The organism is Vibrio sp. AND4, from assembly GCF_000171815.1.
GTDB lineage: Bacteria > Pseudomonadota > Gammaproteobacteria > Enterobacterales > Vibrionaceae > Vibrio.
The window spans coordinates 469,227-485,256 of the sequence record NZ_ABGR01000002.1; the positions used below are offsets into that span (position 1 = coordinate 469,227).

The window sequence follows — 16,030 nt, forward strand, 5'->3', positions numbered from 1 at the left end:
TTTCAAACCCATTTATTTATCAAGGTAGTGACTTAACTGTCCCTGAGTAACGACAATTGATTCGTTTACTTTTTTATATTCCAATTTATTTCTTGAATAGTTACCTGGTCCACCCAAGATCAATCTCGGATATATTCTCTTGAAATTAACCTTCACATTACTACCGTTAACCTCATGAGATTCATAAACAATAATTCGAGAAAATTTTTCCTCATCATCAGCTACTATCGGCTGCTTACTTCCTTCTGGTGTTATTGTTCGCAACAAGTTGTTGATTGCTGTAATCTGTTGTGTTTTCGTCAATGCTATATTTTTGTTCTTTATCTCTTCACCTAGAGAGTTATGATTAATGAACTTTTCCAATACACCCAGTTCTAACTGTACTTTCTTATGAGAGATCCCTTCATCATCCGGAGTCATACCAGAGGAAGGTGAGTAAAAAGAGAAAAATACCCTGTAAGCAATTTCTATACGATTAGATTTAGCTATAATATTTACGGTTTCATCACCGGATGTGTCGATAATAAACCAAGTGTAAGATCGAAGGAAAGAATAAGCCCCATCAGGAGTACTTAAGCCTACATTGAGTCTTGCTCTTTCATATTCTTCAGCTTCTTTTACTGTTTTAAATGTACCAAAAGTGAAACTCAAATATCTTTCTGCAGCTTCCTCCAACTGGCTAAGTGTATAACCCGTACTGCCAAATTTTCTTTTTGCTAATAATTCATCGTATATTAATTTCCAGTTTTCTTTTAACTTCTTGTGATTCTGGTGACACGTCTTCTCTTTAAAAGCTTCAGCCCATGCCTCACTGTGATATTCTTTTTTTAAGGTATAACAAAGCCGTACTTTTCCTTCGACATAGTCTCCTATTCTTGATAAATCATGAAGTTGAAACTCATAATCAGTAAGGTCATTAAAAAAACCAATGCTACCATAAGGACTTTTATTGTTGATATTAAAGTAGTCTTCTAGACTAACTTTGTTTTTTTCGACATAGTTAGACACTATATTATTTATGATTTTTTTGACATCCAGAAATAGTGGCTCTATGTTCGCAACGGTTAATTCAACCTCACTATTTAATTGTCCTTTAACCCCTGAAACATTACCTTTAAGAGACAACAAGTTTTCTAAATCAGTACGAGTCATAACATCTTTAAGATTACATTTTTGATATTTCAAGCAATCCGTGACACCTTTAAAATCATATTTAGTGTAATTGCTTCCAATAGCTAAACTGATACTTTTGATGTCACTGTTAAAGAAACTCGAATCTTTAAAAATTTGCAAATATGAGACTTTATTAAATAGCTTACTGTTTTCCATTTCTTTCACGTCGTTTGTTCCACCACGACTAAACTGGAAGTCACCAAATGAGTAAACGCGCCCCGGCGGTGAGTAAGTCAAGATTTTTGTTTCTGTTCCATACTTGTAGTTGGACATATCTTTTTTATTGTTGTCACTGCTGTATTCAACAATACGGTAAGGATAAGACTCAAAACTGATTTCGTAACGCTCGTTACTAAATACTGGTGAGTTAACCAAGAATTCGCCATCACTGTTTAGGCCGATAATAGCGGAAGAGTTAAGGACATATTCGCTAGCTCTTAGTTTCAGACTTCGCTCTGCCTCAATCGCGACTTGGTTGGCTTTAATTCCATCAACACGAATACCCGCATCCCAGTTGACACTGTTGGTTTTCACAAGATGATACGGATTGATGTTTTCAATCCTTTTCGCCTGTATGTTTATATTATCCGCAAAAATGGAAGCTGACACAGTACTGGCGCCAATTGCTGTCTTTATTACCGAAAGTTCTTTTAAAGACTGCAAAATACCAAACTGTTTGTTGACCTCATACCCTTCACCGCCAATGGTTAATGCGTCATCAAGGTACACTGTTTTATCTGCGCGAGAACCATTAATTACCGCTCCAGACTTTGAGTAAAGTGTCACATTCTTGCCCAACACTTTGCCGCCAAAGCTGTTATAGATGGACTTTTCCGTCTGAACATCAATACTTGCCGATTCCACCACGCCATTGTTGATGAACTGGTTTGCAGAGATTTTTACGTCGTCTGCAATGATATAACCCTGTTGGTGCACGTCATTACGAGCAATCAACGTTATATCACCACCAATCACTTTCGCTTGCTTGTTGCCCTGATTTAATATGCGTATTGTGCTCGAGCTTTTTAACGACAGGTGATTGTCGCTGGCCAATCGAGCGTTAGCATTGATATGGATATTTTGCTGACTCGAGCGCTTATATTTGCCCAAACTCTGGACAAAAATACCTTCTTCTGGGGCATAAAGTTTACCGTGATGTTGACTGGTGCTAAGAGCATCCGACATGGTGCTCATGTCCGCATCTATTGCAATATTATTTGGGCTCGCAATCGTAATAGTGGCTGCACGAAATTTTCCTTTGATCGTCGACCAAGCCGTGCTCAATGTCGCAGCCCTAACAGCTAAATCTGCGTAGCTGACTTTAAGACGGCCAGTAAACATGTTGATACCGCCCGCACCTACTACCTCACTGCCCCGCTCGGCGATTATCATCCCTGATTCAGAATGATTGTTTGCACGTAAGTTAGTATCAATGATGCCTGAGGTATCCATATTTTCAGCAATCAATTCCAGTGACTGAAGACCTGGCGACACCAATCCTTTTACTGAGACTTTGCCGCCTCCGACAGTGGTTAAATCGCCAACACTATTAATGGTTTTTGCGTTCGGAGCATAACTTGGTGTCGCGGCAGCCATTGTCACGCGGCCAACATTATCGAAACTACACTGCTCACAAGATAGCTTGCCGCTTGCACTACGTGTAATAAACAGAATATCGGCTGACGGACCAAGAATAGTAAACTGGTTTTTTAAGGAGATATTGTTGGATTCAATGACGATTAAATCTGCTTTGCCTGTGCCTCGGATGCCACCTGAAGTATCGTCAGTATTGACTATGGTAAGAGGCTTACGACTTAACTCAAACTTACTGAACACATTATAGGAAATACCATTTTTCGCCTTCGCAGGCACCAAAATATCAAAGTTGCTCGACGAATTCTGGCGCACCTGAGTATCGGTCCTATTGGATAGACCAAAACTCGATGCCAATGCGTGGCCCGTAAATAAACTCGCCGAAAGGAGAGAAATAAGTGCAAATTTTACTGATTTTCTAACCGACTTCATTTCCATATTAAGCCTTTATAATGTCAGACTAACTAATTATTGTGATACTTGGTAATAACATTTTCTATTAATTACAAATTAAAGGACTGATAATAAAATAAAAACAACATTTTTAATTACTTTTATCTCACTTATTTAATAAACACTTCTAATTTTATGAATAGGCGAAATTAATATTCGACGCACCGTTTGGACCAACTACGTTATTGTAATTTTTATCAAGACTACCAACTGACTTTCAACATTAGCGGAGTATCATACACACTTGAATGTAAAATAAAACCAAAGTTTTAACAAAGCACAAACAAAAACCATACCACATTCATATTTTTAATATTGACAATAAATCATATGCACAACTTATTTCGACAATTTAGCCAATAGCAGTGCCATAAACAAAATAACGTTTTTCCACTCAAAGTTAATAATAATCTAAATAATTTATCGTAAAACTAAAATAAGAACCTTAGTCTATATTCCCTTCTTATTAAAAGACTGTTAATCCAAATCATAACGTTTGCTGACCAGGCATTAAAAAAACTTCTTTATAAGCATTCTGCCAGTATAAAGGAACAGTAAGATACACTTACAAACTCAATCTCATACATACTCTCGTTACAACGTATTAGCGCAGGCAACCCAGCCTATGGTCGTATCTGACCAACTGCTTTCTAAGTTGGCCGTTTTGTCGCAACAACAGCAGTGGATCCTCTTTACCGCTGAGTACCCTCGCCCTGATTTTGAGCAACTTTCTGCTTCTCACATCCGCTGTCAAAACATTATTCAGATCAAGCCATCTCAACAGCTTTCTGAAGTCGAAATCGTGATTAAAGCTATTCAGTCTGGTAACGCCAGCGCCGTTGTCGCATCAAGCAAGATTGCATCAATGAATCAAGCCATGCTCCGCGATATTGCGCAACGCTATCAGTGTGAAGTCTTTTTCGTCGAAGGCAGAGTGAACAAGTACCACTAACAAGATCGACGTTATCCATCCTGCATCTCGCCTCCTTCAAGGAGGCTTTTTTTGTTCACAGCTCAACGCCAAGGCGACAATCGCGGCCTATTTTGAAAAAACAGGAGTTAGCTCGATCAAAAAAGGCCCCAAAGAGGGCCTTTGCTTTTATTACATTACTCGATAGTAATCGCTCTAACAGCCGCATACTTATTTGCCGAATTTTTAATCAAGTGATTCTCTTATCATGACATAGTGTGGCTTCTCAGAAGCCGTATAGCGCTTTATGTCACTGCATTTTTTAAGATTGTAATATTGCATCATCAGTGGCTTTTGAGTTGTCACAGCAGTCAAAGCCATTGAAACCCACGATTTACACGTATCAGGCGTGATACCATTTTTAGTTTTACTGACGCTACACAAACCGACAGACGATGCCCACGAGGTATTAATAATTAGTGAGCCATCACTTTGTATCCAAGCATCAGTGACAGTGCCTTTACAGTGTATGGAATCCGCACAAAAAGCAGATACTGAAAAAAACCACAGCAGTAAAAACCATTTTGTTTTCATATTGAACCTTTCTATTTAGGGAAGGCAAAAATACCTTCGATGGAGCAATGCCACCAACCTTTATGATTGGTTTCTTGATAACGAATATTCCCTTTAAAATTTTTGGTAGCCATCATTGTCAGTAGGAGTGAATAAAGCTCCTTGTAATTAGGGTTAGATTTACTGAGTCGTCCGCCCTTATTACGGTTACAGTTAGGCATAGCGCCCTGTTGAAACTCAATATAAAGGCCATCACCAGCGTCATGATAAAATGAAACTGGGTATAATTTTTCAATCGGTGGCCCTGTTTTAATTTCAGCGTGAGAAGAAAAAGAGCCAAGTATTGCGGCCACAAGCAAACATTTTTTCATTATTAATCCCCTATTAACCTACTGGATCAACTTGGTTGATCACGCAAAATGAAGAGCCATTTTGCATGCCCGATGTATAAACAGTTACCCGTCGTTTGTCTGCAATCCAAAGGGCCAGTGTGGTTGACGTCATTGCACTGTATTCTTGTTTAACTAACATCCAACCATAAGGAGAACCCTCGCAGTTATCCGGTAAGCCGGTGTCTAACATAATCATTAAACCTTGTGTCGTTGTGGTTAGGTTTTTGATATTCCCTGACAAATAGGTCGACGCGCCAAAAGACACGGGAGACAAAAGCAGCATCCCAATAACAAAAGTTCTAATTGCTCTACGCATACTTACAATACTCTTTCCATAAATAACAATATGTTTTTCATTGTTAGTTTCATTACTAAATACATTTTTTAGGTTGTAAAAAAGCCTCTAAAGAATTTAATTCTTCAGAGTACAAATAAAAGATCTTACAGTTTTTTATTACCGTCGTCCGACTTTACTATAGAAAACCAGATAAGATTACTCACCCTAGTTACAAACTTCTTTGTACAGGGTGAGCAATAATTTCATAGGAACTAGTCTTTGTATTTATTTAAAAAATCATAGTTCAACGTGGGTAGCGGTTGGGTGTAGAACGCCTCTGGTACATAGTCAGTCTCAAAACCAATGCGGTAACCATGCCTTGCAAAGGCGACTTTGGCAAGGGTGGTCAGTTGCATGGAGAAATAGCCGTGTTCTGAATCATCCAGACGTGGCTGGCTCCAATATTCATGGTGATTTTGAACTGCAGAGTACATCGCCTGCTGGTAGGTTTTTTCATTAGCGCCACCAAATACTTTCATCATCACATCGATCACTGGTAAATCAAGGTAGGTGACACTATCAGGCTTACCGTGACTCACCGACTCAGAAGCACTAAGGTTGACGTACTCCTGAATCAAATCCATGGGCTCGCCATCACTCAAGCTGAAAACACACCCGAGCAACCTAATGAAGGTATCACCAGATTCGTTCCGCCATTTAACTTGCGGGTGATCCACGATTTTAACGAAGCGTCTTGCGCTGTCAAAATCTTCGCATAACAAGGAGCGCCATATGGATATCTCCAGGTGAGCGCCTTCAATCCCACGGCGATCCCTGTCGGAGTGAAAACCAAATGATACCTCTTTATTTGGTAACGAAATCGTAATCTTTTCGCCATCCTCCAGTAAGGCATATTCAATACTTTTTGAGTCAAAATACTGCCAAGCGACGAGGGAGTGCAATGCACTGTCAATGTCAGCTAAATTCAGGTATAACGTTCTTGTGTAGATTGCAAACCCCAAATCTCCTGGGTTGACATAATTCCACTCTTCACTTTGCGCCAACCTGCGTGTGATGTTATCTGTCAAAGCCGCAATGTTTGCTGACTCATCTTTGAATACTTTCCGAGCGCCATCGTAGTTGATTGGCAGGTATTGTTGTATCGTCATTTATTACTCTTTATTGAAAAAATCGAATCGCTGCATCGTTTAAGTTTTCTTGAGCATCAAAGCGCTGCTCAACCGCAATGTAACTCTGCTTAACGTTAGGGTTATCCATTAATGCAAGTGTATCACCGAGTTCTCTCACCCCCTCACGGGCTTTACTGTCTAGGTTAGAGTTTCTAGAGTCACTATCAAAACGCTTTCTCATTTCGTTGTCGGTTCGACCCATATATTCCTCACTGCCCTGCTGAGCATGGACTACATTACCTCTGTCGTCAGCACCGACCACAGCATGCCCATAGCTACCAGCACCACCTTTCGCTTCTATCCTCACAACCTCTAAAGAGCCATCAGGTCTCTCAACTTTAGCAATAAAGTCATACTGGTTGTTTTTTGCGTTACTGACATAATCATAATTTGAGCGCATCATGGTAACTTTACAATCCTGACAATAGTTTTCAACCGTATGCATTGCACGAGCTTCACCCAGAGCCTCACTTAAATCGCGTGCCTGCTGCTTTAGCGCGTTGGCACGCTGCCTATTGAGCGTTGATGATTTAATGTCTTGAGTAATACCCTTTCTGATTTCGACCATTTGCTCCACTGTTACTGTTTTAGGGTAACGCCCAGGGTCATTAGAGTCATAGAGCGGGTTATCTAACACTCGCTCCTTAAATGTACGGTCTCCATATAAATCGCCAGAAAAGCGATTCTTATCTGCTGTCATCTTATAATTATCATCATCGGGCACATTGATTCTTTTTCCATCTTTATTAGCGAACCGCCCATTTTCTGTGAGGATGTTTCCTTTTTTGGTCTCTTCAGCCACTTTATCCTTAGTAATCGTTGAGTTGGGGTAATTTTCTAAATATTCGTCATGTCTTTTGAAGTTTTCAGCCAAATCATTGAGCTTCGCCATCATAATTGGCTTTTCTATACCGCTATGGTCCTCAAGCAAATCATCTAAGAAATCGCCACCTGCACCAGCGGGTTGTAGCTCAAGTTGCAGGCGATTGGAGTCAGGATGAGCTTTAATAAGTACGTATAATTGTTCCTTCAGCTCTTGAAGGGATTTTGCATCAAAGTCTAGGTATTTACCTCCTAATCGAGACAATCCCATTTCGATGAGCAAATCCTTTGAACTGTTAATTAACCACGCACGTTTCTGAGCATCCGTTATCGTATGATAGTTTTTTGCAAGATCTTTGAGATTTTGGATAGTTTCAATAACGGTGTATATCGTCATTGCAATAGAAACGACTTCGACCAATAACATAACGAAAGGTACAAAGTTATTTTGCGCAGCATTTTCGGCTGTATTTGCAGCAATATTGACGTCCAGACCAGCAAGCATTGCGGTAAGACCGGCGGACAACTTGGCAGCATTGACAGAATCGCCAGCGATGATTTTTATATTTTCAAAATCTTCTGAAGTAGGACGATATCGGAGTTGTTCAAGTTTCTGTCTTGCTGCTTCTTGTTGCGCTGCAGTCAAGTTTTCCATGTCAACATCGTAAGGTAACCCTAGTTCCTTCATTGCATTTAACATTTCGCGTTGCTCATCACTGAGTAGAGCATCTGTATAAATGAACGAAGCGGCTTCGCCTACAACGCCACCAACCGCACCACTGGTACAGGCATTCTTGCGATCATCGGCATCATTGATTTCGTCTGTCGCGACACCGAGCGCACAGCCTAACGCAGCGTGAGAAACATAACGCATTGCCTCATTAAAACGCCCTTCACTGGTTAACGAGCCAATCTTATTCGCTACTTTGGCGCCGAGTTTTGAGGTGGCCATGTGCATCGCAGATTTTTTCCAACTGTCGAAGAAATCTTTGGAGCCATCGCCGTTGATAATAGTCTGTATACCCGAACTCACAGCAGACTGAATAACAACATCACCAGCTTGCTGAGCCAGAACAGCAGGGTCCCATGAGTTGCTGTTTCCAGCCCCTTGTTCGAAGAAATTTAAGCCTTGCGTTTGCAGATAATTCAGTGTCCCAGCTGTAATCGCAGAAGTCGCTATCGACCTTAGGTATTCCTTTTCAGTCAAAGCCTCTAACGCATCATCTAAGCTGTTACCAGCGGCAACTGAACTGATAACTGAAGTTACAATGGATACTTCGATCGCTTTTAAGCCAGCAAGCATGGCTCCCTGCAAGCCCCCAATTGCGGCTCCGCCAGCAGGCGACAATGCAATAGACACAGCGATAGAAATCATTGCCATTGGGCCGGGGCCTAAGGCACGTGAGGTGTCTTTTTTGTTGATATGAACCAGCTTTTTATATACCAACTCCGCGTTGTCACGATATTCTGGATCATCATACAGCTCGGCCATCCAACGAAGATCCGGTGCTTTTCGGAACTTATCTAACACCTCATCCAAGGTTTGGTTATCTCTCATGCCCAACTCAAGCGTTAAACCCTTGGTCGCATGAATATTCACACCTCCGACTATGCTGTTGTACACGGCATTGTCGTTTTGACGGTCAATTGTGGTCGTCTTAACTCGCCAAAAGTTTTTATGCACTTTTTGCTGGAAGAAGTGATCCTGTTCCTTAGCAAGGAGAAGATTTACCTTTCCACTGTGCGCGGATATATTCGCCCCTTCTTGTGATGTCAATTTAACCGCTTTTAAATTGATATCACCAAAGTCAGAGGCGATTACAACGCTCTTACCCGCCTCTAAAGCAGAACGGATTGCGATAGATTGGAACTGGCTCTCTTGCAAAGAGGTTCTACCTACTTTACCGCTTTTAGAAGATTGGTATTGATCGAAGCTGTTAAGAATATGAACTCCTTGAGAAGCAAGAATTGACAACACCCCCTCGTCAGCAATAAGTTCCGATGCGATAATTTGTACCTGCCCAGACGCCATCAAGAAAATGCTGTCTTTTGCTTCTAGCTTGGAGCCATAGTGCTCAAGGAATGACTCTCTCTCGTGATAGCCACCGACCCACTCATTTCTAGAATAGGTTGTATCTTGGCTTTCTATCTGGATGCTCCCCCCGGCACTCAACTTGATAACATTCGCCGACATATCTGAGCCCCGGATCTTAATATCACCAGAGGTCTGAATAGAGATCGTGCCATCGGCACTCACTTGAGCAATTTGTCCTAAGCGAGTCCCTTGTTCATACTTGGTTGCATATCGATGTACCATCGTCTTTTGGCCATATTGATGCGCAATAATATCAACATTACCTTTAGAGGCTTCTAGACTACCCGTATTAAATAAGGTCCCCCCAACATTTAGGTTTAGGTCTTCATCTGCAATAACTTTTGCGTGTTCGCCGACAGAGAGATTATCCGTTGCATTGAGAAAGGCGTTACGTCGTGTGAGCAATGTACCCGAGTTAACAGTGATATTACGGAAGTTGGCGTAATCCCCTGAAACTTCTACAGTGTGACCCGCAATTTTTGCACTATTGATGGTGGAATCGGTTAAATGCAACACAGGAACCAATACTTGTTCACCATTAATATTGCGCAGTTCTGGCCAAATGAAATCATGCGCGAAAGTATTTACTTGTTGTCGAGTTACCTTTTCACCGTATTTTACGGAGTAGTTTGCCGCAAAACTTTTCGCATTCTGGTACAAGTAATTAATCTGTTCCTTTTCAGTCCTTGGATCAATTTGGTTTGCACCTGACTGGTAAATGGACATTTTTGGCAAGATTAAACGATCAATTTCGCGTTGCATCTGCATACGAATTAAGCGCGCCTGGACGAACTTATCACCGATTCTTTTATCAACCGGATAATGCGGGAATATAACGGTTATATCACCTACAGCTATCGGAATCATAAGTGGCTCAGGCAAACCTGATTTATTATCGTTCAAAAGAGTTTTGTGGAACGATACTAAGTCTTGAGCCGTCTCAACTTGGTTGCTCGTGATGTAATACGCTTTTTCAAACTGACGTTCCCGGTTATAAACACGAGAAAACTGAGGAGACGCATTTACATTAGTGGTAATAGTCGCATCATTGATCACCTCTGCCGCACTCGCCACTCCAGGTAATACAATTTGACCGACCATGATAAAGCTTAATAGGTATGACGTACATTTTTGCCACAATGGAGGTGGTAGGTCTGCCATAATCTCATTCGATTTATAATTCATTTTTATTTTACTCTTATAAATAGTGGGCCAGTTCGGCTTTATTAAGTGTAATTTTTTGAATACTGGATTTCCAAACAGAACCATTCTCCAATTTATATGAATATCTATATCTAATAGTGTAGTTTTGATTTACTTTTTTATAGTCAATAATAGCAGGCTTTAACCAAACTTTGATATCACCAAACTTATGAGTGATATCTATTGGTCTCAAAGGCCGACTAACAACAAAATTACTACTAGCTTTACTTACATCGTTCTCACTTAAAACAATGCTCTTATTACGAGAGACTTGTGTTGCACTAAGAATTTCATGAGGTATATATTTCTTAAACTCTGGAAAATCCAACTTCACTTCTAAAGGCATAGTGTCTTCAAAATCTATCCATTCAGAAAAGTTGTCGAGGAGTAAGTCACCCCAAAAAAGTTTTCTATCAGAGGTTATCGTAATTTTCTCTCCATATTGTTCTATCCAACCTTTTGAATTTGTGATTATCAGATCATATTTATACCACACCGCATCATCTATATTTAAATTTTGTTCTTCTCCCCACACCTTTATTTTTGGATAAAGCTTTGCATAGTTAGCTGCGCCAGCATCTATCTGCCGCTGAGTAAACCCAGTATCACCTAATTCTTTATCTCTCAATTGTTCATCGTAAATCTCTTTCCAGTTTACATTGAACTTATAAGTCAGACCAATTCCCCAATTCGTTAAATCTTTATAATCATCAGACCACGGCTGACCTTTAGGCCAATTACTTGGCTTCGATGAGTAAGCGGTGTATAGCAAAACCTCACCTTTTATTACATTTGAAACGACTTCTACATTTGATAACCGATACTCATAAGTAAAGGTACTGTAAGTCGATGAATAGCTTTCAAGAAGATTATAAACATTATATCTTTTAAATATCTTCGATTCGTTTTGAGAAATATAGTTATTTACTATACTTTTGATAATTCTTTGCTTATCAGTCTCTACTGAGTTTATATTTCTGATAACCAAGTCGGAACCTTCAGAAATTTTGTCATTCACACCGGAAACATTCCCTTTAAAAGCGAGTAATGTTTCTGACTCTGTTCTTGTTGTGACAAACTCTCTATTACAACGGCGATACCTTAAACATGACGTCACACCTTCAAAGTTAGTATTCTCTGTATCAGTACCAACCTCTAAACCTATACTTTTGATCGTACTATTAAAGAAACGTGCATCTTTAAAAATCTGCATGTATGAGACTTCATTAAATAACTTACTGCTTTTCACTGTTTTCGGCTCGCTTGTTCCACCACGACTAAACTGAAAGTCGCCAAATGAGAATACGCGCCCCGGCGGGGAGTAAGTTAAGATTTTTGTTTCAGTACCAGACTTGTAGTGGCCTATCTCGTTTTTCTTACTGTCATCTTGACTGTATTCAACGACACGGTATGGATAAGACTCAAAACTGATTTCGTAACGCTCGTTACTAAAAATCGGAGAGTTAACCAAGAATTCGCCTTCACCATTTAGCCCTATAATAGCCGAAGAGTTCAGGACATATTCGCTGGCTCTTAGCTTCAAGCTTCGCTCTGCCTCAATCGCGACTTGGTTAGCTTTGATGCCATTGACTCGAATACCCGCATCCCAATTGACACTGTCTCCTTTCACAAGATGATACGGATTAATGTTTTCAATCCTTATCGCCTGTATGTTTAAATTATCCGCAAGGATAGAAGCTGACACAGTACTGGCGCCACTTGCTGTTTTTATCGCCGAAAGTTCTTTCAAAGACTGCCAAATGCCAAACCGTTTGTTGACCTCATAACCCTCGCCGCCGATGGTTAATGCGTCGTCAAGGTACACGGCTTTATCTGCGCGAGAACCATTAATTACCGCTCCAGATTTTGAATAAAGTGTTACGTTCTTACCCAACACTTTGCCGCCAAAGCTGTTGTAAATGGATCCTTCCGCCTGAACATCAATGTTTGCTGATTCTACTAAGCCATTATTAATGAATCGTTTTGCCGATATTTTGACTTCATCTGCAGCAACATAACCCTGTTGATACACGTCATTACGAGCAATCAAAGTCATATCACCACCAATCACTTTTGCTTGCTTACTACCCTGTTTTAATATGCTTATGGTGTTTAAGCTTTTTAATGACAGATGATTGTCGGTAGATAACTTAGCATTAGCGCTGATGTTGATTTTTTGATGCTCATTGTCTTTGTATTTGCCCAAGTTCTGAACAAAAATACCTTCTGTCGGCGCATAAAGTTTACCGCGATGTTGACTGGTACTAAGTGCATCCGACATGGTGCTCATGTCCGCATCTATCGCAATATTGTTTGGGCTAGCAACCGCTATTGTGGCCGCTCGGAATTTGCCTTTGATCGTCGACCAAGCCTTGCTCAATATCGCCGATTTCACGGCAAGATCTGCATATCTGATCTTAATACGGCCGTTAAACATGTTGATGCCACCCGCGCCTACTACCTTACTTCCCCTATCGACGATGATCATGCCTGACTCTGGGTGATTTTCTGCACGTAAGTTAGTATCAATGGTGCCCGAGGTATCAATGTTTTCGGCAATCAATTCCAGTGACTGAAGGCCTGGCGAAACCAAACCTTTTACTGTGACTTTACCGCCTCCCACAGTGGTTAAATCACCAACACTATTGACGGTTTTTGCGTTTGAAGCGTAACTGGGTGTCGCAGCAGCCATTGTCACGCGGCCAACATTATCGAAACTACACTGCTCACAAGATAGCTTGCCGCTTGCACTGCGCGTAATAAACAGAATATCGGCTGGCGAACCAAGAATAGTAAACTGATCTTTTAAGGAGATATTATTGGATTCAATGACGATTAAATCTGCTTTGCCTGTACCTCGGATGCCACCTGAAATATCATCCGTATTGACTATGGTAAGAGGCTTACCACTTAACTCAAACTTACTGAACACATTGTAAGAAATGCCATTTTTCGCCTTCGCTGGCACCAAAATATCGAAGTTGCTCGACGAATTCTGGCGCACCTGAGTATCGGTCCTACTTGATAGACCAAAACTCGATGCCAATGCGTGGCCTGTAAATAAGCTCGCCGAAACAAGCGAAAGAAATGCAATTTTTACGGATTTGCGAACCGACTTCGTTTCCATATTTAACCTTTCTGATGTCACATTGACTCATTACTGTGATGCTTGTTAATTACATTCAGGCACCACAAGTCTTGAATCATCTATTGATTGAATGTTCTTTATAAGAAATCAGATTTCTCTGGGTTTCGTTCGCCTTACTAGACATTTAAGGGAAGGAATTCTTAGGAAATCACCCCCGCTTTCTGATGTTAGAGTGACTGAGCCACCTAGTACCAATAAGCAGGCAGACCAACTAACAGCACTAACGCGCACCGCAAGTAATGATTCATGAAAATTTCCATTGTTCTAGGGTTTAACCAAGAATCGATCGACAACTGCTGCACATACTTTCGTTTGGTCGGCATCGTATTTAAGAAGGATTTTCTTCTTTGCGATAAAAGCCGCCATAATCACGCTGACTTTCGTATCGTAATTTTGTGCTGAGGCAGGGATTTCAAAGCGAAAACCGCCATCACAAGCAGAAACGGTCCCATCTTTGTATTTCGTGTAAAAAGCGAACCCTGAATTGTGTGGATATAACTTCGTGATTTCGACGTACGGCGAATCTTTCCATCTAGCCGCAAAAGCAGGCGAAGATAAGCTTGCGAATACGGCGATAGCCAGTAGACATTTTTTCATTGTTTTGTTTTCTTTTATTCTTTGAAATTTGAGTTAATTAACTTGCAAAAAACCAGTTTATATTTTTAGCTGCAGACCAACTCTTAAATGACGAACACGAGTCTATATCTGCAAGTTGCTCGTACATAATATGAGTTCAGATTATCTAGCCGACCCGATGCACTTTCATTCGACTTCCAACGCAAGAATCTGCATTACTGTCTTTGTCATACCCGATGTTAATCTTTTCTTTGGTTGAGTAAGCCAACAACAATCGGGACATAATGAGTTGACGAGACTCTGACGATATTGCTGGGTCAATAGCCATATAGTCAGTATTGGTGCACTTAGGATGCGAGGTAGGCATACCTTCAACTCGAATCAGAATAAGAGTGCTTCCCGGTTAAGTAAGCACCGCTTTCACTTCACCCACAAAATTCGCTGTATATGCTGCACTTGCGGCAACAGGAAATAATAAAAGTAGTAATAAGATTTTTTTCATGTTGTTTTTCCAGATTTAACGTTAAATACTCAATCATTCAGCTTGGGCCCAAAATACCACCCCGTTAACCACTCCCACGGTGTATGGCTTGAATTACTACAATCCTTCGCATCGTTAAACCAAAGCGTCACTCCCTTTTTGGTTGTTTGCGCAGTCAGTAGCGTGGAATAAATGGTTCTGCATGTCTCTTGGCTGACGCCATTGAAATCGCTGCCTACTCTACATAATCTAGGCCAATTCAAAGGCCCTAATTTCTCAACCAACACATCTCCACTCCTAGGGTCTATGCTCAGCCCTTTCACCTCACCGACACAGGTATATTTGCCATAACTTGCAAATGATAGACCTGATAACAAAATGGCAATTAATGCTCTTTTCATCGCTTTTATCTCACTTATTGAATCAATATTCTTGGTCTTGACTAATAAGCATTAGTCAAGGATATACACCGTACCACTAGGTGTAACCGTGTTATATGTAACTTCAGGTCGAGAGTACCAACCTACTGGAGTACAGGAATGCGCATAAAGTACAAGCTTCTTTTTTGCGGTAAATGCAGCTAATACGGTCGAGTAAATCTCACTATACTGAGGATGTGTTTTCTTAATGAAAAACTGGTTTCCCTTCGTGCAGTTCATCGGATTACCAAAGCTCCCATACAACATAAACCCATTACCTCGTTCTATATCTATTCGAGTGGGCACGGCCGAACTAGAAAATGAACCAGAAATGGCTGGAATTGAAAAAAATAACATAGATAATATCGCCAACTTCATCATTACTTATTCCTTATGAATTTTAATTATAATAGTCAAAGATAGATGGCCTAGGGCTCAACTATCCACTATATCAAACATTAATAATAGCGGGGTATTTTACACACTAAAATGTCAAATAAAAGCCCAACGTCAATAAAATGTCAAATATAACCAAGCCTGAGTTCAATCTTGATAAGAAAGTATATATGGTTTTGGAATCGGCAATTTAGTCAATAGAATTACCATAAGTAAAATAATGTTATCACCTCTCGATAATAATTAGTTTTAACTAATTTATAATTAACCTAAAATAAGAATTCCAATTTATTCTAACCTGCTTAATAAGACACTTGTTAATTAGGTTC

Annotated in this window: 10 protein-coding genes; 1 reads left to right on the plus strand and 9 read right to left on the minus strand. The window is 40.3% G+C overall.

The annotated features are described in order from the left end of the window. Positions 1-12 precede the first annotated feature (12 nt). The gene (locus AND4_RS04735) at positions 13-3,204 is read right to left on the minus strand and encodes a hypothetical protein (RefSeq protein ID WP_043991455.1); all 3,192 of its coding nucleotides are present in this window, start codon (positions 3,202-3,204) and stop codon (positions 13-15) included. A gap of 574 nt (positions 3,205-3,778) precedes the next feature. Between AND4_RS04735 and AND4_RS04740 the strand changes: the two genes are divergently transcribed. After that, the gene (locus tag AND4_RS04740) at positions 3,779-4,171 is read left to right on the plus strand and encodes a SulA-like leucine-rich domain-containing protein (RefSeq protein WP_043991456.1); all 393 of its coding nucleotides are present in this window, start codon (positions 3,779-3,781) and stop codon (positions 4,169-4,171) included. 204 nt (positions 4,172-4,375) lie between these two features. Here AND4_RS04740 and AND4_RS04745 read toward each other — a convergent pair whose 3' ends face one another. The 8 genes from AND4_RS04745 to AND4_RS04785 all read right to left on the minus strand — a co-directional run bounded on the left by AND4_RS04745 (position 4,376) and on the right by AND4_RS04785 (position 15,287). After that, a complete protein-coding gene (locus AND4_RS04745) occupies positions 4,376-4,723 on the minus strand; it encodes a hypothetical protein (RefSeq protein ID WP_009841770.1) in 348 nt (115 codons plus the stop codon). An 11-nt stretch (positions 4,724-4,734) separates the two neighbouring features. Further along, entirely contained in the window at positions 4,735-5,073 is a 339-nt protein-coding gene (locus AND4_RS04750) for a hypothetical protein (protein WP_009841771.1), read from the minus strand. A 13-nt stretch (positions 5,074-5,086) separates the two neighbouring features. Beyond that, a complete protein-coding gene (locus tag AND4_RS04755; protein WP_009841772.1) occupies positions 5,087-5,410 on the minus strand; it encodes a hypothetical protein in 324 nt (107 codons plus the stop codon). A 233-nt stretch (positions 5,411-5,643) separates the two neighbouring features. Then, the gene (locus tag AND4_RS04760) at positions 5,644-6,540 is read right to left on the minus strand and encodes an Imm49 family immunity protein (protein ID WP_009841773.1); all 897 of its coding nucleotides are present in this window, start codon (positions 6,538-6,540) and stop codon (positions 5,644-5,646) included. A gap of 10 nt (positions 6,541-6,550) precedes the next feature. Beyond that, complete coding sequence (locus tag AND4_RS04765) at positions 6,551-10,663, minus strand: DUF637 domain-containing protein (RefSeq protein WP_009841774.1); 4,113 nt, start codon at positions 10,661-10,663, stop codon at positions 6,551-6,553. A gap of 13 nt (positions 10,664-10,676) precedes the next feature. Further along, entirely contained in the window at positions 10,677-13,808 is a 3,132-nt protein-coding gene (locus tag AND4_RS04770) for a hypothetical protein (RefSeq protein WP_009841775.1), read from the minus strand. 285 nt (positions 13,809-14,093) lie between these two features. Next, the gene (locus AND4_RS04775; RefSeq protein ID WP_009841776.1) at positions 14,094-14,426 is read right to left on the minus strand and encodes a hypothetical protein; all 333 of its coding nucleotides are present in this window, start codon (positions 14,424-14,426) and stop codon (positions 14,094-14,096) included. Between the two features lie 510 nt (positions 14,427-14,936). Beyond that, the gene (locus tag AND4_RS04785; RefSeq protein WP_009841778.1) at positions 14,937-15,287 is read right to left on the minus strand and encodes a hypothetical protein; all 351 of its coding nucleotides are present in this window, start codon (positions 15,285-15,287) and stop codon (positions 14,937-14,939) included. Between the last annotated feature and the right edge of the window lie 743 nt (positions 15,288-16,030).